Annotated in this window: 18 protein-coding genes; 11 read left to right on the top strand and 7 right to left on the bottom strand. The window is 61.7% G+C overall.

What is annotated here, in order from left to right:
• Positions 1-138: 138 nt before the first annotated feature.
• From LPW39_RS13500 to LPW39_RS13475, 6 genes are all read left to right on the top strand, one after another.
• On the top strand, positions 139-705 hold the full coding sequence (locus LPW39_RS13500; protein WP_230775724.1) for a sigma-70 family RNA polymerase sigma factor: 567 nt from the start codon (positions 139-141) through the stop codon (positions 703-705).
• Positions 702-1,715 (top strand): FecR domain-containing protein, encoded by a 1,014-nt coding sequence (locus LPW39_RS13495; RefSeq protein WP_230775722.1) that lies wholly within the window; start codon positions 702-704, stop codon positions 1,713-1,715. The genes LPW39_RS13500 and LPW39_RS13495 overlap by 4 nt, the downstream gene beginning before the upstream one ends.
• Before the next feature lie 146 nt (positions 1,716-1,861).
• The gene (locus LPW39_RS13490) at positions 1,862-4,336 is read left to right on the top strand and encodes a TonB-dependent siderophore receptor (RefSeq protein ID WP_230775711.1); all 2,475 of its coding nucleotides are present in this window, start codon (positions 1,862-1,864) and stop codon (positions 4,334-4,336) included.
• A 32-nt stretch (positions 4,337-4,368) separates the two neighbouring features.
• The gene (locus LPW39_RS13485; protein ID WP_230775702.1) at positions 4,369-4,656 is read left to right on the top strand and encodes a PepSY domain-containing protein; all 288 of its coding nucleotides are present in this window, start codon (positions 4,369-4,371) and stop codon (positions 4,654-4,656) included.
• 2 nt (positions 4,657-4,658) lie between these two features.
• Positions 4,659-5,351 carry a LuxR C-terminal-related transcriptional regulator gene (locus tag LPW39_RS13480; RefSeq protein ID WP_230775700.1) on the top strand — a complete coding sequence of 231 codons (693 nt, stop codon included), beginning with the start codon at positions 4,659-4,661 and terminating at the stop codon, positions 5,349-5,351.
• Positions 5,352-5,374: 23 nt separating this feature from the next.
• Positions 5,375-7,195 carry a sensor histidine kinase gene (locus tag LPW39_RS13475; protein WP_230775698.1) on the top strand — a complete coding sequence of 607 codons (1,821 nt, stop codon included), beginning with the start codon at positions 5,375-5,377 and terminating at the stop codon, positions 7,193-7,195.
• 92 nt (positions 7,196-7,287) lie between these two features.
• On the opposite strand, the gene LPW39_RS13470 is transcribed toward LPW39_RS13475, so the two are convergent.
• Positions 7,288-7,857: a TetR/AcrR family transcriptional regulator gene (locus LPW39_RS13470; RefSeq protein ID WP_230775689.1), complete on the bottom strand. Its 570-nt coding sequence runs from the start codon at positions 7,855-7,857 to the stop codon at positions 7,288-7,290.
• An 87-nt stretch (positions 7,858-7,944) separates the two neighbouring features.
• On the opposite strand from LPW39_RS13470, the gene LPW39_RS13465 reads away from it, so the two are divergent.
• Entirely contained in the window at positions 7,945-8,412 is a 468-nt protein-coding gene (locus LPW39_RS13465; protein ID WP_230775687.1) for a nuclear transport factor 2 family protein, read from the top strand.
• Between the two features lie 175 nt (positions 8,413-8,587).
• Here the strand turns inward: LPW39_RS13465 and LPW39_RS23610 are convergent, their stop codons facing one another.
• Both LPW39_RS23610 and LPW39_RS13460 read right to left on the bottom strand, forming a co-directional pair.
• Complete coding sequence (locus LPW39_RS23610; RefSeq protein WP_407928843.1) at positions 8,588-8,881, bottom strand: hypothetical protein; 294 nt, start codon at positions 8,879-8,881, stop codon at positions 8,588-8,590.
• Positions 8,882-8,924: 43 nt separating this feature from the next.
• Entirely contained in the window at positions 8,925-10,181 is a 1,257-nt protein-coding gene (locus tag LPW39_RS13460) for an MBG domain-containing protein (protein WP_230775685.1), read from the bottom strand.
• Positions 10,182-10,932: 751 nt separating this feature from the next.
• On the opposite strand from LPW39_RS13460, the gene LPW39_RS13455 reads away from it, so the two are divergent.
• Positions 10,933-11,967 (top strand): DNA topoisomerase IB, encoded by a 1,035-nt coding sequence (locus LPW39_RS13455; RefSeq protein WP_230775676.1) that lies wholly within the window; start codon positions 10,933-10,935, stop codon positions 11,965-11,967.
• A 127-nt stretch (positions 11,968-12,094) separates the two neighbouring features.
• Here the strand turns inward: LPW39_RS13455 and LPW39_RS13450 are convergent, their stop codons facing one another.
• Positions 12,095-15,289 carry a prealbumin-like fold domain-containing protein gene (locus LPW39_RS13450; protein WP_230775674.1) on the bottom strand — a complete coding sequence of 1,065 codons (3,195 nt, stop codon included), beginning with the start codon at positions 15,287-15,289 and terminating at the stop codon, positions 12,095-12,097.
• Between the two features lie 1,130 nt (positions 15,290-16,419).
• Between LPW39_RS13450 and LPW39_RS13445 the strand changes: the two genes are divergently transcribed.
• Positions 16,420-16,701, top strand: coding sequence for an excalibur calcium-binding domain-containing protein (locus tag LPW39_RS13445; protein ID WP_230776011.1), 282 nt, complete (start codon positions 16,420-16,422; stop codon positions 16,699-16,701).
• Between the two features lie 112 nt (positions 16,702-16,813).
• On the opposite strand, the gene LPW39_RS13440 is transcribed toward LPW39_RS13445, so the two are convergent.
• Positions 16,814-17,269: an Lrp/AsnC family transcriptional regulator gene (locus tag LPW39_RS13440; protein ID WP_230775672.1), complete on the bottom strand. Its 456-nt coding sequence runs from the start codon at positions 17,267-17,269 to the stop codon at positions 16,814-16,816.
• Positions 17,270-17,373: 104 nt separating this feature from the next.
• Here LPW39_RS13440 and LPW39_RS13435 point away from each other — a divergent pair, with 104 nt between their 5' ends.
• On the top strand, positions 17,374-17,994 hold the full coding sequence (locus tag LPW39_RS13435; RefSeq protein ID WP_230775670.1) for a LysE family translocator: 621 nt from the start codon (positions 17,374-17,376) through the stop codon (positions 17,992-17,994).
• Positions 17,995-18,114: 120 nt separating this feature from the next.
• Positions 18,115-18,525, top strand: a complete 411-nt coding sequence (imm45, locus tag LPW39_RS13430; protein ID WP_230775668.1) for an Imm45 family immunity protein — start codon at positions 18,115-18,117, stop codon at positions 18,523-18,525.
• Between the two features lie 46 nt (positions 18,526-18,571).
• Here the strand turns inward: imm45 and LPW39_RS13425 are convergent, their stop codons facing one another.
• The gene (locus tag LPW39_RS13425) at positions 18,572-19,009 is read right to left on the bottom strand and encodes a hypothetical protein (RefSeq protein WP_230775661.1); all 438 of its coding nucleotides are present in this window, start codon (positions 19,007-19,009) and stop codon (positions 18,572-18,574) included.
• Positions 19,010-19,126: 117 nt separating this feature from the next.
• Entirely contained in the window at positions 19,127-20,080 is a 954-nt protein-coding gene (locus tag LPW39_RS13420; RefSeq protein WP_230775659.1) for a LysR family transcriptional regulator, read from the bottom strand.
• Between the last annotated feature and the right edge of the window lie 142 nt (positions 20,081-20,222).

Below are 20,222 nucleotides of genomic sequence, written 5' to 3'. Positions count from 1 at the left end.
CACGGTCACAGCCACCAGCTGGCCCTGGCGCAATAACGCCACAGTCTTAGGGGCGGCCTTGGGAACATCTAGAAACAGTCATAGAATGCGAATAATTCTCAAATGCATCGGTTCGCCGCCTGTTTTCGACTGCCTCCCATGTCTGCCCTCCCCGACGTCCAGCTCCTCTACACCGGCCACCACCAATGGCTGCAGCAGCGCTTGCAGCACCGGCTGGGCAATGCAGCCGATGCGCAGGACATGGCGGCCGATACCTTTGTCTGTGTGCTGACCAGTGCGACGCCGCCCGAGGCGATCCGTGAGCCCCGGGCGTTTTTGACGACGATTGCCAAGCGGCTGCTGATCAACCACTGGCGCCGCCGTGACCTGGAGCGCAGCTACCTCGAAGCACTGGGCGCGCAGCCCGAGCCGCTGATGCCCTCTCCCGAAGAGCTGGCGGTACTGCAGGAAACCCTGGCCCATGTGGCCAACGCGCTTGATGGCCTGTCCCTCCCCGCCCAGCAGGCCTTTTTGCTGAGCCAGCTCGATGGCCTGGGTTATGAAGCGATTGCAGAACGCCTGGGCATCTCGCACAGCACCGTGCGCCGCCATATGGCCGAAGGCTTTCGGCGCATTGCGCTGGCCTTGGCCCGGCAGGATGCCGGCATTGCCGCCCCGGTTCGCAGTGCAACACCGGCCTTGGCGGAAAGCCTGGGCGCAGGATGAGCGACCGCACCGAACCCGCGCTGGACCCCATCAGCGAAGCGGCCGTGGACTGGCTGGTGCAGTTGCACTCCGGCGAGATGACCGAGGCCGACCAAGCCCGCCACCGGGCCTGGCTCGCCGCCCACCCCCAGCACCAGCGGGTCTGGCAGCAGCTGAGCGGCAGCCTGCATGCGCAGTTTGGCGCTGCCCGCGCCGTGGTCAGCCCCCAGGCTGCCGCCCCGATGGGCGATGTGATGGGCCAGGCGCTGGCGCATGCCCAGCGCCGTGGCTATGACCGGCGGCGCTTGCTGGGCGGCGCATTGGCCGTCGGTGGTGTTGCCACCGGCGCCCTGCTGCTGGCCGACCACCAGATGCCCTGGCGCCAGATGACGGCCGACCTGCGCACCGGCACCGGAGAGCGCCAGGCCTTTACCCTGCCCGATGGCAGTGAACTGCTTTTGGATGCCCGATCCGCCGTGGACCTGGACTTTGGCCCGGACCGCCGCCGGGTCAAGCTGCGCCAGGGCGCGCTGCTGGTGCAGGCCAAGCCTGCCAGCAACGGCCTGCCGCCGTTGGAGGTGCTGAGCCCGCATGGCAGCATCCAGGCGCTGGGCACCCGCTTTTCTGTGCGGCTGGAAGACGCCAGCAGCCGCTACACCCGCGTCGGCATGCTCGAGCACGCCACGCGCCTGACCACCGTGGCCGGTGCCAGCCAGGTACTGGAAGAAGGCCATAGCGCGCGCTTTGATACCTTGTCCATCGAAGCCGAAGACATCCAACCCCAGGCAGAGGCGGCTTGGCAGCGCGGCATGCTGGAGGTGCACAACCAGCCGCTGGGCGAGGTGGTGCAGGCGCTGCGTGCCTACCGCCGGGGTTTTATCCGCATCAGCCCCCAGGCGGCCGCGCTGCGCGTGTATGGCAACTATGCGCTGGACGACAGTGACCGCGCCTTTGATGCACTGGCGGCGACCTTGCCCATCACGGTGCGCGTTTACCAGCGCGGTTGGCTGGTGGTGATTGAGGCCGCTTGAGGCGCTGAACGCTGTGCTGGCAGGCCTTGCGACCCAGGGCGATAGCGCATCGCCCCCACCTCGCAAAAATAAATGAACACTTTTTTGCGCTCGTTCTACATCCCTTGGAAGCCTCGATTTTTTCCATCTGCCATTCCAAGGAACCTATGCCACTCCGCCGCTCGCCCGCCCTGCCCACTGCGCATATGGGCGCACTCGCACTGGCCGCCGCCATCGCCTGCAGCTTGCCTGCCCAGGCCCAAACCAGCCACCCGGCCGCCGTCCAAAGCTATGACCTGCCCGCCCAGCCGCTGGGCAGCACGCTGGCCCGCATTGCCTCGCAAAGCGGGCAGCAGATCAGCATGGATGCCAGCCTGGTGCAAGGCCGCACGGCGCCAGCGCTGCGCGGCAGCTATGTCCCTGAAGAGGCCGCGCGCGCCGCGCTGGCCGGCAGCGGGCTGGAGCTGGTCAAGATCGACGGCAGCACCTGGGCGCTGCGCGTTGCCCCCAAGGCCGGCGCCACGACGGCCAGCAGCGATGCCGCCGCCGCTGGCCTGACCCTCAACGAGATCCGCGTGACCGCGCCGGCCATCCGCAGCGCCACCACCGAACAGACGGGTGCCTACACGCCGCGTGCCGTCACCATCGGCAAGGGCGAGCAGGCGCTCAAGGACATCCCGCAGTCCATCAGCGTGGTCACCCGCCAGCTGATGGATGAGCAAAACGCCACCTCGGTCTACGATGCGCTGGGCAGCACCACCGGCATCACCCTGCTGCAAAGCCCGCAGGGCGGCAAGTACATCTACTCGCGCGGCTTCAGCATGGCCACCATCCAGTACGACGGTGTGAACGTGCAGCGCCTCTACGGCCGCGCCAGCAACTACCAGGGCGGCACGGCCATCTATGACCGCGCCGAGGTACTGCGTGGCTCTGCCGGCCTGCTGCAAGGCGGCGGCGACCCGAGCGGCGCCGTCAACCTGGTGCGCAAGCGCCCGCTCAAGGAAGGCGGCGTCACCGTCACCGCCAAGGCCGGTTCCTGGGACCGCTATGGCGCGCAGATCGACGGCAGTGGCGCGTTGAACGCCGAAGGCAGCTTGCGTGGCCGCGCAGTGATCGATGTGGATGACCAGCACTCTTTCATCGACTACGCCAATCAGCGCAATGGCACCTTGTACGGCACCCTGGAATACGACATCTCGCCCCAGACCCTGGTCAGCGTGGGCGCCAGCTACGAGTCCTTCAAGGGCAGGCCCTTTATCTCGGGCCTGCCGCACTACAGCGATGGCCGCGACATCGGCCTGCCCCGCTCCACCTACCTGGGCGCCAGCTGGAACCGCCAGAACAACAACACCCAAACCCTGTACGCCGATCTCTCCCATGCGTTCAACAGCCGCTGGCGCGCCAAGGTCTCGGCCCTGCATGTCAAGGAAGCGTTGGACATGAAGTACGCCTCGTCCCAGCGCGCTGTGGCCGCCGCCACCGACATGGGCGCCACCGTCACCAACCTGACCCAGGCCGACCAGAGCGCCTCCGGCCTGGACGCGAGCCTGGTCGGTGATGTCAGCGCCTTTGGGCGCGAGCACCAGCTGGTGCTGGGCACCAGCTACAGCCAGGGCAAGGTCACCAGCGACTACAGCTCGATCACGCCGGCCGTCCCGATCAATGTGTTTGACCCGGACCCCTTCCGCACCGAACCCAGCGACGAGGCCATTCGCTATGCCAATACCGAACGCACGCTGGGCAAGACGCGCCAGGCCGGTGCCTACGGTGCGCTGCGTCTGCAGCTGACCGATCCGCTCAAGCTGGTGCTGGGCGGCCGCCTGGGCAGCTACAAGACCGATTTCGACACGATCACCACCACCACTGGCAATGTGGTCGCCTCGTCCACGCACCAGGACAACACCCGCTTCATGCCCTTTGCCGGGCTGATCTACGCGCTCAACCCGCAGTGGTCCGCCTACGCCAGCTATGCCGATATCTTCAATCCCCAGTGGTCGCTGAACGCAGCGGGCCAGAACCTGAAACCCATCCAGGGCGCAACCTATGAGCTGGGCCTGAAGGGCGAGATCCTGGGTGGCCGCGCCAACACCTCGTTGGCGCTGTACCGTGTTGACCAGAAGAACCGCGCCACCGAAGACATCGCCTCCGGCCCCGACTGCCGCGACGGCTACTACTGCTACACCGACGACGGACAGGTGCGCAGCCAGGGCTTTGACGCCGAGATCAGCGGGGAGCTGACCCGGGGCTGGAACCTGTTTGCCGGCTACACCTTCAACCGCAACACCTACAAACGCGACATCAACAACGAAGGGCTGGATTTCAACAGCTACACGCCCAAGCACCTGCTGCGCCTGTGGACCACCTACCGCCTGCCCGGCGCCTGGAACGCGCTCACCATTGGCGGCGGTGTGAACACCCAAAGCGCCTCCTACCGCAAGATCGGTGCGATCAGCCTCCATGCACCGGGCCGTGCCGTCTGGAGCAGCTATGTGCGCTACCAGATCGACCCGCATTGGCAGCTGAGCCTGAACCTCAACAACCTGTTCAACAAGCGCTACTACTCGTCTATTGGCAACCTGGTCAACAGCAGCCACTACGGCGAACCGCGCAACGCGATGCTGACCCTGCGCGCCACGTTCTGAGCGCCGATACCAAAGGTGAGTCTCGCAAGCGCATGGCCTGGCTGCACACCTGGTGTGGCCTGGTCAGCGGCTGGCTGCTGTGCGCGATCTTTACGACTGTCGGCCCGAGCGTGCTCGGCGCAGCCACCACGCGCTGGGTGCAGGCCCAGCCGCCGGAGCAAGCTGCTGCCACGGCGGCTGAGGCATCCCGCATGGGCTGCGACACCTGTATTGCTGCATTCATTCTTCGGGGCATGGAGGCACAGCATGCGGAGCCGCCTGGCAGCCACATCTACCGTAAATGCGTGATGGCAGATCTCCATCTTTGCGTCAAAATGTAGCGATGGCTGTTGCACCCCTCCCCGTCCTGCTGGTTGATGACGACCCCGACATGCTGGCCCGGCTGGGCGAAGTGCTGGGCTCGGTGGGCGTGGCGCGTGAGCAGCTGTGCAAGGCCGGCTCGCTGGCCGAGTGCCACCAATGGGTGACCGCGCCCGACGGCGGTCTGCAGCCCATGGTGATGGCGCTGATCGACCTGGGCCTGCCCGATGGCAATGGCATTGACCTGATTGGCTGGCTGCGCGCACGCATCCCGGAGCTGCCGATTCTGGTGGTATCGGCCTGGAGCACCGAGGAGATGATCCTGGGCGCGCTGCGCGCCGGCGCCAATGGCTATGTGCTCAAGGAGCGCGACGACCTGGAGATTGCGCTGTCGGTGCGCAATGTGCTCAAGGGCGGCGCGCCCATCGACCCCTTCATAGCCCGGCGCATTCTCGACCTGGTCGGCCGCCCGGCCGGGCGCCCTGCCTCCCCCTTGCAGCCGCCTGACCCGGCACTGCGCGAAGCCCTGACCGAGCGCGAGCGGCAGATCCTCGACCACGTGGCCGAGGGCATGAGCAACCGGGAAATTGCCGAATGCCTGCACCTATCCCGATGGACCATCGACACCCATATCCGGCATATCTACGACAAACTGGCCGTGAGCTCGCGCACGCAGGCCTTGCGGCGTGCGCGCGAGCATGGCTTGCTGCGCTGATCTGCCTGGCAGCGCTGTGCCTGGTGCTGCCCGCGCAGGCCCAAGGCCAGCCCTGGCCGGGCACGGCCGAGGCCGTACGTTCGGATTGGAATGCCCAGCAGCCGCCCGACACCGGCTGGGTGCCGGTGAAGGTGCCCAACGACTGGAACCAGCAATGGCCCGGCTATAGCGGTGTCGTCTGGTACCGGCTGCGCTGGGACATTGCCGGCGAGCCGCAGACCCAGGGCCTTTACATCCACTACCTGATGCAAGCCGGTGTCATCTCGGTCAACGGGGTGGAACTGCAGCGCGACCCGTATCTGACCGAGCCGATGACACGCGCCTGGAACACGCCGCGCTACCTGGTGCTGCCCGCGCCGCTGCTGCACAGCGGCAGCAATGAGCTGCTGATCCGCGTGAGCGGCTACTACGCCTACCAGCCTGCGCTGGGCCCCGTCGAGATCGGCGCACCCGAGCTGCTGCGCATGGCACAGCAGCACAGCTACCTGGTGCGGCACAACCTCAACTGGCTGCACCTGGGCGTGGGGGCGACCCTGGGCTGCTTCTTCCTGGTGCTGTGGCTGATGCGCCGGCAAGAAGCCGCCTACGGCTGGTATGCCGCGCGCCAAGCCGCCTGGGTGGGCTTTACCGTCAACTTTGTCAGCACCACGCCCTGGCCGTTCAACCATATCAACACCTATGCGGCGGTGGTGTCGATCGCCTATGTGCTCTACCACGGTTGCAATGCCATGTTTGTGCTGCGCTTCATGGGCCGCCGCTGGCCCAGGCGCGAAGCGGCCATGTGGCTGGCCATTGCCGTGCTGTCGGCCGCTACCCTGCTGGTGCCCGATGCCCAGCTGCGAGACATGCGCAACGTGATGGCCTGGGCCTCATCGGCCCTGCTGTTCACCACCGCTGGGGTGTTTGTCGGTCTGGCCTGGCGCAACGGCAACCAGGCCCAGCGCCTGCTGTCGCTCACGGCACTGGCCAGCGCCCTGGCCATGGCCCATGACCTGCTGGTCTTCACCCGCATCGTGGACGACAACTTTTACCTGGCCACCTACACCGAGCCGCTGGCCACCGTGGGCATTGCGCTGACCCTGGCCTGGACCTTTGTGCAGAACACCCGGCGCGTCGAGAGCTTCAACGACGAGATGCAGCACCATGTGGCCGAAGCCCGCGCCGAGCTGAGCGAATCGCTGGCCGGCCGCCATGAGCTGGAGCTGCTGCAGGCCCGCCTGGGCGAGCGGGTCAGCATCGCCCACGACCTGCACGACGGCCTGGGCGGCATGCTGATCGGCAGTATCACCACCTTGGAGCGCACGCGCGGCCCGCTGCCGCCCGACCAGGTGCTGGGCATGCTCCGAGGCATGCGCGATGACCTGCGGCTGATCATCGACCTGGCCTCCGCCCAGCACTATGGCGAGCTGTCGCTGGGCGAGCTGCTCGCCCCCATGCGCCACCGCATGGGGCAGCTCTTCGAGGTGCATGACATCGCGATGCACTGGCAGCTGAGCCATATCGACCAGCTCCACCTGCCCACCAGCGCCAGCCTGGATGTGCTGCGGATTCTGCAGGAGGCGCTGACCAATGCCTTCAAGCACAGCCAGGCCACACGCGTGGACGTGGTGCTGGCCCGCGAGGCCGGCCAGCTGCTGCTGCAGGTGCAAGACAACGGCGTGGGCCTGCCTGCTTCCGAAGCGGCCAACACCTCCACGCACGGCACCGGCCTGCGCAGCATGCAGGCCCGGGCGCAGCGGCTGGGCGCGCAGTTGTCGGTGGGGTCACAAGGGGGGCTGACGACGGTGGTGCTGCGGGTGCCGCTGCCCAAGGAGGCAGAGGATGCGGAAACACCAGAGGCCTGATGTTCGCCGAGCTTCTTCGTTAAGAGTGCGCTTCAGCTGAAGCAACCATCCCCATTCCTATTACAAGCTTGCACAGCCTGTATCCTCGCCGCTCACTGCTGAAGAACCGCCGCAGCCGTAGCGTTGAACGCGTCCATCACGTCATCCAAAGGCTGCCCCATCTGCGCATGCACGATGGCGCCATCGATTACCAGTGATAACGCAGGCCCAACAGGTGTCGCATCGCCTGTCAACAGGCTGTCCAACACCGATGCCATTTCCTGCTTGTGTTGGCGCACCACCTTCAGAATCTCCGGGTCAGACGAGCCCAGCTCCGCCGCTGCGTTGAGAAAGGCGCAGCCGCGAAAGTCAGCCCGGCTGAACCAGCCCCGCAACGTGGTGCTGAGCGCTTGCGCTGCGGATTCCCCTTGACCAAGGGCGTGCCTCAAGCTCGTTTCGAACCAAGACATCCACATGCCGTGGCGGTATTCGAGATAGGCCCGAATGAGCTCATCTTTGCTGGGGTACTGGCGGTAGAAGGTGACTTTGCTGACGCAGGCCTGCTCAATGATCCTGTCTACGCCAGTGGCTCGTATACCTTCCTGGTAGAAAAGCGCATGCGCGGCGACAAGGATGCGCTCCCGTGGAGGCAGGGCGTCTGAAGAGGATTTGGCAGAGGGCATAACTGCATTGTAGACAGATCGTTCCACATGCGCTAGCATGGCGCTTGTAGACAGATCGTTCTACATCATCTTGAAAGAGGTAATTCCATGGAAACGCGCCCACCCCTGCCCCCCTTCACCCGCGAAACCGCCATCCAAAAAGTGCGCTTGGCCGAAGACGGCTGGAACACCCGAGATGCCGCCAAGGTGGCAATGGCTTATACGCTGGACACCCAGTGGCGCAACCGCGCGGAATTCGCGCACAGCCGAGCGGAGGCCCAGGCCTTCCTGGAGAGAAAGTGGAACAAGGAGCTGGACTACCGGCTCATCAAAGAGCTGTGGTTGCATGAAGGAAACCGGATCGCCGTCCGGTATGCGTATGAGTGGCATGACGACGCAGGCCATTGGTTCCGCTCGTACGGCAACGAAAACTGGGAGTTCGAATCCGACGGCATGATGCGCCGTCGCTACGCATGCATCAACGACATGCCGATCAAAGAGTCCGAGCGCAAGTTCCATTGGCCACTCGGCCGTCGGCCCGATGACCATCCAGGGCTGTCGGAACTGGGTTTGTAATAAAGAACCTGAGACGGACGAATGGAGGCTTAGCAAGGGTACCCCGCTCGCACTGCCCCCGTGCAGACCAGTTCCGCGATGCGGTGCCGAATAGTCGGGGGACATCGTGGAGCAGAAACCGGATGGCACGGCGGGTTTGATTGGGGCAGGTGGCTGGCCCGAACCACAACCGCATTCAATACCGCTTGCGAGGCCCAGCACGCCGCCCGACTAGGGCCACACCACCCATCAGTGCCGCCCGCAGGGCCAGCGCCCAGCCAGACAGCGAGGGGACCGCAAAGGGGTTAACGCCGCCAGCGACCAGGGGGGCGTTGACGACGACCTGTCCTGGCGTCAACGTGGCTGTCCTGCATTGTTGGCATCGGCGCTGTCGCTGACGGAGATGGAGCGTGCACCTTGAGACGATGCCGTGGCAGTGCAGTTGGCGGTGGCGGTATCGCCCCCGCCACCAGAGCCACGGGACCGCCACTGTACCGGTGGCCGTGGCCAAGCCTACCGATTCGCGAAACTTATCAGTCCTTCGCCATCTGGGTCATTTGCCTGCGGCGCACGCCCACGACGGCGAAGCCGCCTATCGTGGCGACAATCAGGGCCAGCGCCCAGCCGCCCACCGTCGGCACTGGCGTCGGCACCATCGCTTGAGCAGCAGCTACGGTGCCACTGAAGACCTGCGAAACTTCAACACTGGCGGCCTTGGTCTGCGCAGGTGTCGTGAGCAGAGCGAACTCCACCGGGGCTAAGCTGCTATCGGTGACAGTGATCCGGCTGACATAGTCACCTGCATGGGTAGGTGTTCCGCTCAGCACACCCTCTCCCGACAAGCGCAGCCCGTCAGGCAGTGGCTTGTCCGCATCAGTTGCAGACCATGTGTAAGGGGGCACGCCACCGGATACCGACAGTGCGAGGCTGAAGGCCTTGCCCGCTTGCATGCTGCCCAGATCTGTGGTCGTGATCGCCAGCTCTGCGGGGAGGATATTCAATGTGCCGGCCACGTAGCTCAGCGCATAGTTGTCGCTCTGCCCACCTTGAACCGTGATGGGATAGGTACCCGGTGGCGAAGCAGCGGTCGCCGTCGTGCTGAAACTTGCTTGCGTCGCCAAAGATGCGGAGGTGTCACCGAGCACAAAGCCGCTGTAGCTGCCAGACAGCACGGGGATCTGCTCCCCTTCCGTCAGCGTCACATTGTTGGCCGTGATCTTGAGTGGTGCTGGGCTGACGGTCACGGCGATCAGCGCGGGTGCGCTGAGGGCGCCGTCCGCATCCGTTGCAGTGATGCTGAATTCATAGGAACCCGGCTTGGAAAGCGCGCCGGCCAGGCGATAACCTGCAACGTCATCTCCCATCAACGAGACGCCTGAGGGCAGCGCGCCACCGGTTACCGCATAGGTCACAGGCGCCTTGCCTCCGTTGCTGACCAGAGGGATATCAAGCGTGGTGCCATAGGTCTCGGCATACGAGGGTTGAACGTTCAGTGCAAAGACGGAGAACGTGGCAGAGACTTCGCATGACGCGTTGGGTGGACCCTTCGGTTGAACGTCGTAAGTAGATCCGCTCAGCACGCCCACCGGCGCACCACTGGCACCACAGGTATCGGTGACGGCAGACAGGAAGTAGCCCGGCTGTGGCGCCAGGGTATACGAGACGGACTCGCCATCCGCAACGGACTGGCTGCCTGCTGGCGAGACAGAACCACCAGCGCTGGCCTTTGCCTCGACCGTGGTGGTAACTCCCACATATTCCGAGCACTTCCATTGCACGGTGGATGCCAACAACGGGCCACCTGCTATGTCCTCACCGACAACGCCCCCACCACCATATTGCTCATTGCCCGGACTGGAACAGGAGGTGGTACCGGAAGTTTGGCAGTACCCGCACACGCTGCCACAAGTTCCTCCGTTTGCTGTCACGGCTTTGTAGCCCAATGACTTGCAAATCGCCAACGCATGGAACTGTCCTGAGTTGTTGGCAGACACCCATGCGGAGTTGATGTCTGCACGGCAGACGGTCCAAGGCGAATTCGTGACGGGACTGGCTCCGGCCGTACAGGCGGCAGGCGGGGCTGCCGATGCTGCCGTCGGGACCAGCAGGGACACTGCGGCTACGAACGTTACGACTAGCGCAATGACAAGCCTTGATAGATAAAGAGAAAGGCGCATGGAAACCTCAAAGTAAATGACACCAACACCAAATCAAACACATTGTTTCATATTTTCACAATTAGACATTCTAGTGCGTTTCACAGTGAACGCTTACATTAAAAAACATTTGAAGGTGAAATTTTCATTTCAACCATGGGTATGAGAGCGACGTCCTCTCAAGGGTTGAGGCTGGATTGGCAATTGGCTCCAGGCTGGGGGTTGACGAAGAAAAGACCTGCGATGCGGGCGCCTACCTATGGGCGAATGGGAAGGAAACGCGAGTTGCATAGGATGCCGGCTGACACGTTTGCGCCTACAACGCCACTACCCTGTGGGTGACCACAGTAAGCAGCGATGAACCCACATTCGGCCAGCCAGAAACATGCAAAAACTCCCAAAACCGCTGGCCTATGTCATTGACGCCACCCCGGGATGGCGGCGCGTCAAAAAGGGTGACACGTTTGTCTACCAGAACCAGCGCGGCCAGCAGATACGCCATGCGGGCCATCTGGATCGCATCCGCAAGCTCGTTATTCCGCCCGCCTACACCGATGTGTGGATCTGCCCCGACCCGCACGGCCACCTGCAGGCGACGGGCCGCGATGCCCGGGGACGCAAGCAGTACCGCTACCACGCACTGTGGCAGCAGCAGCGGGAGCAGACCAAGTTCGACCGCATGACGGCCTTTGCGGCCAAATTGGGGCTGATTCGCCGACGCATCCAGCGCGATCTAAAGGCGGGAGACACCACCCAGACCTCGGTGGCAGCTGCGGTGGTGCGCTTGCTCGACACCACGGCGCTGCGTATTGGCAACGACAGCTATGCGCGCGAGAATGGCTCGTTCGGGCTGACAACGCTGCGCAATCGGCATGTGAAGATGCGCGCCTCGCGCATCCGGCTGGCGTTCAAAGGCAAGAGCGGTGTGGAGCAGCAGGTTGAGCTGGAGGATCCGCGCGTGGCGCGAGTCGTGCGGCGTTGCCAGGATTTACCAGGCCAACGGTTGTTCCAGTACCTTGATGATGAGGGTGAGCGCAAGCAACTGCGCTCCGAGCATGTCAACGCCTATCTGCATGAGATTGCCGGCGAGGACTTCAGCGCCAAGGACTTTCGCACCTGGCACGCCAGCGTACTGGCACTGTCACTGGCGCTGCAGTCGCGCAGCAGCGATACGCCGCTGACCGGCCCAGACATCGTCAAACAGGTGGCCCAACACCTGGGCAATACCGTCGCTGTCTGCCGCAAGTTCTATATCCACCCGTTGGTGATGGAGGTCTGTGAAGGCCCCGAAGGCGGTGCGCGTTGCGATGCCTATGCGGGCAAACTGCGGGGCAGCACCGGCTTGCATGCGGCCGAGCGCACATTGATGGCATTCTTGAGCGGCGGCCCAGCCAAACGCAAACGCAAAACCAAAGATTGAAGCCACGCCTGCAAGGGATTGCGAACTGGAAAACACGCCAGCGCAGTGCCGCGTCAGCCAGACCGGTGCCACAAAAAAACGCCGATACCCCTTGCAAGGTATCGGCGTTTGCAACAAGACGCGGTAATCAGCGGCGTTGCGTGCGGCGCAGTCCAGCAACGCCCAATGCAGCCACAGCCAGCATCATCATCAGCAGCTTCGACGCGTCCATCACTGGCACTGCCTTCAATTTGCCATTGAATGGGTCTGGCGGGGTCGTCGTTTCCGTCTCGCGGTTGGTGAAGGTACAAACCAGCTCCTCGCCGCTTGCCAGTACCACGCTCAGCTGGCGCAGTGCGAGGTCGGTCGTGATGGTGCTTTTTGGAGAGGCGCCGTTCTGGTCGGTGCACTGGAGGCTGGCAAGTGCCCAACCATTGAGAGCGCCTTCCGTCCAGGTATAGGTCTGGCCTGCTGCCAAGTCTGCGATCGTCTGGCTACCTGTGCCGCCCTGGGTGAGTACCGTCAAGGTCGCTGGTACACCCGCGCCGGTGCCCGCAAAACTGAAGCTCGCAGTACTGGTGGCTGGGGCGCCCGAAGTGGTTTGCGCGACCTTGGTGATCGTCACCTTGCCAGGCGGCAGCGCAGACAGGGTATTGGTTACCACCACTGTCAAGGGCGTCGTCGGGCCCAGCGGATTCGTCGGGTTCGGAGCAATGCTTGCCATTCCCACCCACACATAGCCGTTGGGTGCTGCGGGTGGCGCATCTTCCGTCACGGTGCAGGCATCCTTGTCGTAGAAGCTCAGAGGCGCACTGTCGCCGCTGGCTGCGCCTGCAGCCACCGTTGCCGACCATTTCTGCGGCGCTTGCGCACCACAGACGACCGTCCCGGTGAAGGTCATGGCAACGGGCATGCCCGCCGCTGGCAAACCAGCGACCTTCTTCGTCACCGTGATGGGCGAGCTGGTGTTGAAGATCTGAAGATTCACCGTGCTGCTGTTTGACGCAGGCACTGGGTCCAGCCATCCGGGCGCCACCGCAGCTGAGGCGGTATTGGCATAAGTGCCGGCAGTATTGCCCGCCGAGCCGGTGATGACAAAGCGCACAATGCCGCCTTCGGGCAGCGCCTGGATAGTACTGGTCACTGTGCGGCTGGTCGCGTCATAGCTCACCGGGCCACAGACCGCATTCGGTGTCTGGGCGGTGCAGACCGCATTGCCGTATACAAATCCGCTGGGCAGAGGATCGGAAAACGCCACATTGCTGGCCGCTGCCGAGCCCGTCGCGTTGGCAACATCGATGGTGTAGACGACAGCGGAGCCGCTCACACTGGTGGTCACCGGCTCCACCTTCTTGTTCACGGATATATCCGCACAGCTGACTGGCAGCGACACGCTGGCCGAGTTGCTGCCCGGGCCTACATCTACGTAGCCGGCAGGCAAGGTCGCAGAAAAGGTGTTTTGAATGAAGCTGGAAGCGCTATTGCCACACGAGGGGACCGGCAGCGCTGTTGGCGTCATCGTGTAAACCACAGTCACTGTTCCGCCCACGGGCAGCTTAGGGACCGAAGTATTGAAAAGCATCACATCGATTCCTGCCTGCGACGGGCTGCCAAAAGTCGACGCGTCGGGGCACACGGCGCCCCCCGCTGCGCTGCAACTCACAAATGCCGTGCTGGTATTGATGTACTGGTAAGGCGAACCATAGGTGTAATTCGCAAAATTAGTGATCGAGTCATTGATCTGCACTTGATCCACAGGGTTGGGGCCGTGGTTGCGCAAAGTCATCGTATAGGTAATGGGCTGCCCGGCCACGAACACATTGCTGCTTTGCGTCTTGGTGACTTCCAGGTCGGTTTGCGGGCAATCGGGAGCGCGTGGCGTCGAAATGCTCACCTGCGACGCGTTATTGTTGTAGTTGCTGTCGGTCATGCCGCTGGGCAAGGTCGCCCGGAACTCATTTTGGATAAAGCCCGCACCTGAGCTGCAGCGTTGTGTGCCCACAATGGTGGGTGTCATCGTATATACGATGGTGATAGCGCCGCCGACAGGCAGACGGGGGACCGACGTATCGAACAGGTTGTAATCGATACCCGTTGCCGAGATATTGTTGAAATTGGCATCATCCGGACAGACTGCGCCACCAGCAGCCGAGCAGTCGACAAAGCTGGCATTGATGTTCATGTAGTCGTAAGGGGAGCCAGCGTTGTAGTTGGCAAAGCTGGTAATGGCATCGCGGATATTGGTGCCATCCGCAGAATTAGGGCCGTTGTTCACCAAAGTCATCGTGTAGGTGACCGGTACACCTGGGCTGAACGTGTTGGAACTCTGCGTCTTGGTAACGGCCAGATCCGACTGTGGACAGTTGGGTGCCTGTGGCGTGGCGATACTCACCTGGGCAGCATTATTGTTGTAATCGGAATCGGTCATACCGGCAGGAACGGAAGCCCGAAACTCATTCTGCAAAAACCCTGCCCCTGTGCCACAACGCTGGGCACCGGTAATAGTCGGTGTCATCGTGTAGATGATCCTGAGCGAACCACCAGCGGGCAAGGTGGGGACGGATGTACTGAACAACATATAGTCAATGCCCGTTGCCGACTGACTATTGAAGCTGGAATTGGCCGGGCACACAGCACCGCCTGAGGCTGTACAGCTGACAAAGCTATTGGTTATTGTCAGATAGTCATAGGGCGGCCCCGAGTTGTAATTGGCGAAATTTGTCAGACTGTCTTGAATACTGGCACCATCGGCGCTGGCAGGGCCGTTATTCTGCACCGTCATCGTGTAAGTTATTGGCACGCCGGATGCAAATACATTGCTGCTCTGCGTCTTGCTGACTGCCAAATCCGTTTTATAGGACATAACCGTGCTCACCACACTGGTATTGGTGGCCATATCAGGATCGGTCACGCCTGCCGGAGTATCGACACGGGCCGTGTTCGTGATGCTGGAAGGACCGCTGGCGGGAAAATTACCAGTAATGTGGAAAACCACGCGGCCCAAAGCTGGAAACGCAGGAATAGTGGCAGTGACCGTTGAAGCGGTGATACCTATGGAGCCAGGGCAGGCCGCTCCATTGATGGCAGACACGCAGACAGCCGCAACATTGCTCAAATTGGGCGGTAACGTATCCACCACATTGGCCCCAGCCGCTGCGTTGGGACCATTGTTATCGACGGTCAGCACATATTGAAATGCGTCACCACCATTGGCAGACACCGGTCCGGTTTTTGTAATCTGCAGATCTGCTGTTTGCGCTTGCGCAAACGCCGGCAAAAACAAAAAAGAGAATGCCAAGAAGCAAAGCTTCAATATTTTCTTCTCTATAAAATTGAATGTCATATAAATCTTTAAAAGAATTTACCAAACGACCTCAAACCGCGATGGACTTCATCAGAAGCCCAACAGCGGTTACCCAAAATCTCTCAATAATCGGAATGGGGCCGCTTTCTGAGGCTCCATCCCTGACGACCCTCGCTATAGCGACCGTCTGCAAAACTGCTGCCTTTGGCTGAACGCAGTCCTGGTTGACCACATCCCTTCAAAGGGGAGCGTCGCGCAAAGCTTTCCGCAGGCAAAAATCCAAAAGTCAAGCGCCAACTCACCTGCAATTGCAAACAATTAACAAATTCTAATGAACATATAGATTAATCAATGAAATCTATTTTATTTGGAACACTTCATCGACACTGTGAACAATCTGTGATCACATCCAAATGACTGATAACTTGGTATGAGAGATGTTGCTTACCGCCACATAGGGAGACACCTGGCGGTCCCAGCCATCCAGCCCGTCTGTTGGAGGCTTGTCACAGGGATCTCGCAAGGCTGCCAGTGCAGATCAAATTCACGCGCAGGATCACCAGATCGCTGCGCGGGCTGAAAAACGCAGCCACTATCGAGCGCATGTAACAAATTGTCAATGCCTGAAATTGGTGCTGGGGAGAACCCTCATCTCTACCCCCCGGCATGGGTGAGAGCGGCACCTAACCTCGGTAACCAGGGTGGGAATGCCGTTGGCGCCGCCTCCACCCAGCGAGCGCCAGCGCGGTGCAAGCCAATACCGCGCCAAAGCCAACGCGGCCGCCGCCCTGCACGGCTGCGCCCAGGTTCACAACCTACGTGCAACGCGGGCCAGCGTCGCCAGGCACCCAGCTGTGCGTGGTTTCGGCTGCCATGTCTGGGTGCTTGGTGTTGCCGGTTCCACCGCCGGTCTGGGAACGGGCGCGGCCGACCATGCTCGACGGTGCCGCGTGATCAAAAGGCGGTACATGGCACTGCGTAGTCCGCGCCGTGGCAATGGGCGCGCACAAGGTCGGGCCAGGCCGGGCGGACCACTCCATCGGCACTGATCCACCCCACCTCAGTGCTTACCCCCAGCCTTATACAGGCGCAGCATCGCGTGTTGCCGTTACACTCATTCACATAATGTCGGAGAGACCGTGTCAAGGCCTATCATCTCTTTGCTGATCGTGTTAGCCGTTTGGGCGGTCTACAGCCGCTATACGCAGCAGCAGGCCGCATCGTTGCGGGATTCCGAGCCCGTGCTCTCCGAGCCCGAGGCGCCAGAGGCACCAGCGCCCAGTGCGCCGCACCCACTTTTCAAATGCGATGGCCGCACCCACTGCTCGCAAATGACCTCGTGCCAAGAGGCCAAGTTCTTTCTGAAGAACTGCCCCGACACCAAGATGGACGGCGACAACGACGGCGTGCCCTGTGAGCGGCAGCTCTGCAACGTCAACAAAAGACCTTGAATCAACAGCCTGCGCCGCAGGCTCTTTTTTCGTCGTCGATGGCTTAGAACTTGCCGTTCAAGGTCAGCATCGCATTGCGTGGTTTTTGGTTGTCGGTGCCTGACGATGCCGATCAGCTCAACGCCGAGGTCAGCGGGCGGTTGATCACCACATCCTTCATGACCAAGGTCGAGGTCATGCGCTGCATCCCCGGCAAGGCCGTCAGCTTCTCGTCGTAGAGCTTCTGAAAAGCAGGCAAGTCCTTGACGACGATCTGCAGCAGATAGTCTGGATCGCCAAAGAGCCGCTGGGCCTGGATCACGTTGTCCAGTTCGGCGACCGCTTTTTCAAAATCGCGCACGACCTTGCTGCTGTTGAGCGTGACGAACACGATGGCGGCAAATTCCAAACCCAGTGCCGCAGGTGCCAGATCGGCACGGTAGCCGCGGATAGCACCCGCGTCCTCCAAGGTGCGCACACGGCGATGGCAAGAGGACAAGCTCAGCCCCACCTGCGCAGCCAAGTCGGTGAGGCTCAAGCGCCCGTCCAGCGCCAGCGCTGCAAGAATTTTCCGATCCAGTGCATTCATTCTTTAATAGCTTCCAGTTTTCTCATGTTTATCGGAATTTATTGAGAGCACATTCTGCTACATCTTGCCTATCCTTCTCTCCTTTGTTTGACGAGAGAAGTACTGTGCCTTTGACCGCTGTAGCTGCCTTCTGGGCGGTATCGTTTGCGTTGGTGATCACCCCGGGGGCCGATTGGGCCTATGTCATTTCTGCAGGCCTGCGGGGGCGCCGCCTGGCTTGCGCAGCGGTCGTCGGTCTGGCCTGTGGTGCCTTGCTGGCCACTGCGGCCGTGGCCGCAGGCGTTGGCGCGCTGGTCGCCAGCCACCCCGAGGTGTTGACGGTGCTCACGGTGGCCGGCTCGGCCTATCTACTCTGGATGGGCGTGGCCATGCTGCGCAGCCCTGCGGCCAGCGTCAGTGCCCAGTCCGCGCTGGTGGGGGGAGGATGGAAATGGGCATGCAAGGGCGCAGGTATCAGCGGCTTCAATCCCAAGCTGATTCTCTTGCTCCTGGCGTTGTTGCCGCAGTTTGTACACGCCGAGAGTGCATGGCCCGTCGCACTGCAGATCATGGTGCTGGGCGTCGTGCATGCGCTGAGCTGCTGCGGCGTGTATCTGGCCGTGGGCTTCACAGCGCAGCGCGTGCTGGGCACACGCCCAGGCGCGGCACTGGTCGTATCTCGTGTGTCAGGGGCGCTGATGGTTGGCATCGCGTTGCTGCTGCTGGCTGAACGGGCGATGCATTGATGGGGGTGGTCGCTACCAATGGCTGCAGTGGCACAGCCGGCTTGCAGTTCCACCGGATTTTCCTGCTGGTGATTGGCCGTTCAGCATCGGGCAGCAACAGACGGTGTAGAGTAAAGCCATATGAGCACAAAAGGACCAGCGATCGGTGGAGCGAAGGCAAGTTGGAGCCCACTTTCGAGTTGGCCGTCCCAGCTTATTTATCGAGGTACAGTGTTTCGCTGCCTCAAGGCCGTTTGGCCTTATGAGAATGTCGTTGACTTTATGGTGGTGGTCGACCACGAATCACCATGCGGCTTTGCATTCATCGTCACCACAGGCTACAAGGCCGGCCACATTCTTGTGAAGCTGCCCGTAGATGCCAAGGCGCCGAATGTACAGGCCCTTTCCACCGATTGGATCATCGCCAACTGGGCGCATTGGATTTATCCGGAGTGCCCAGTTGAATGCGTTCAGGTGATAGAGAACTACCCGTCCGAGGTTCAGATTGAAGACGCTGCGCTGTCAACAACCCGCGATCTTCAAATGAAGTAAGTGGCCAGTAGCTGCCGGCCGCAGCACCGGCCCAGAGCCGCCATACTTAGACATGCCGCTTGATTTGAATAGAAATAAAATTCTCTGTCTGTTGTTTGCACTCTTCATCGGCCAGTGGGTGCAGCAAAACCTTCTGAAGTACTGCTATCCAATAATTTACTTTGGAGCGATCTGTCTCGCCGTTTGCGCGCCGGTAAGCCATCCAAGTGGTGAGTCCCGTGGGCTTGCGACTGATGGATTCCTCAAGGGCCGGAACATAGTCATCCTGCTCCTCGATAAAAAGCCGAAATGGCTCAACATCGATAAGGTTTGAATGATTTTCCTCAGCCCAACGAAAGATGATCGGTATCACTTGGCGAGGTTGCTCTAGCAGGCGTATTTTGTGTACGACTTCATAAATGTTAGCTACAACTTCGTCTCCGTCCGCAGACTGAATTTCTTCAGCGATGAGCTGTTGCAGGTGTGCCGTAGTTTCTATGTTCATCGCCGCATGATAAAGCTAAGCCGCCCATCTACGGGTCCGCTTGAGCGCCTGGTGGGCCGCGAAGAATCCGTAAATCAACGGCCGCAACAACCGAGATCCAACAGCGCAGCAATCCCCTCACCGCTTTCCAACACGCCCATACATCTCCCGCGCCGGAAACGCATTCGTCTCAAAATCCAGCCAGGGCGGGTTCTGCGCGTACATCTCGGCCGTCAGCTCCTTGATCGCCGCGATGTACCAGGAGTCGTCATTGACCCGGTGGCTCAGGATGATCGGTGAGGTGGCGCGCTCGTCGTCGATCAGGCGGTAGACCAGGTCCGAGCGCAGCCGTGCCGCTGCGGGCACGATGCAGACGCCCATCTCGGCGGCGACCAGGCCCAGGCCGGCCTGCAGCTCGCGCACCTCATGCACTTCGGCGGGCTGTATGCCCTGGTCATGCAGGAGGCCCAGCACATGGTCGGCAAAGCTGGGGCGCGGGTCCTTGGGGTAGACGATGAGGCGCTGGCCTGCCAGCGCGGGCAGGCGGATGCGGCCGGTGTCGGCGGCCAGCGGGGTGCCTGGCGCAATGGCCAGCACCAGCTTTTCTTCGCGCAGCACGGTGCGCGCGACCGAGGTGTCATTGGTGCGGATGCGGCCAAATCCCAGGTCGATGCGGCCAGAGCGCAGCTCCTGGATCTGCTGGATCGAGCCCATGTCCACCAGGTGCACGTCGGTATCGGGGTAGCGCTTGCGGAACATGCGCACCAGCATCGGCAGGCCGCCATACAAGGTAGAGGCCACATAGGCGATCGAGATCGATTGCCGCTGGTTCAGCCCCACCTGCCGGGCCGCGCTTTTCATCTGGTCCACCCGCTGCAGCACCTGCAGCGATTGCTCATAGAAGAGGCGGCCGGCCTCGGTCAGACGCACCGGGCGGCTGTTGCGCTGGATCAGTTGCACGCCCAGCTCGTCCTCCAGCTGCTGGATCTGGCGGCTGAACGGCGGCTGCGCAATATGCATTTGCTCAGCCGCGCGGGTGAAGTTGCGGGTAGTGGCTACGGCCACAAAATACCGGATATGGCGCAGATCCATCAGGGAAAACCATAGATATGGGAATGTAGCGATTTTAAGTCATTGTTTTTTAATATTCAAACCTCACACCATACCTGCAAGGTATGAAACAAGACAAATTCGGTGTTGGATCAAGTGGCGCACTGCGTCGTTCAATAGCATC

Origin of the sequence: Comamonas koreensis (assembly GCF_021026195.1) — a bacterium.
Classification (GTDB): domain Bacteria; phylum Pseudomonadota; class Gammaproteobacteria; order Burkholderiales; family Burkholderiaceae_C; genus Comamonas; species Comamonas koreensis.
Note: the sequence above shows the minus strand (reverse complement) of the source record. Positions and strands in the feature narration are given on the sequence as shown.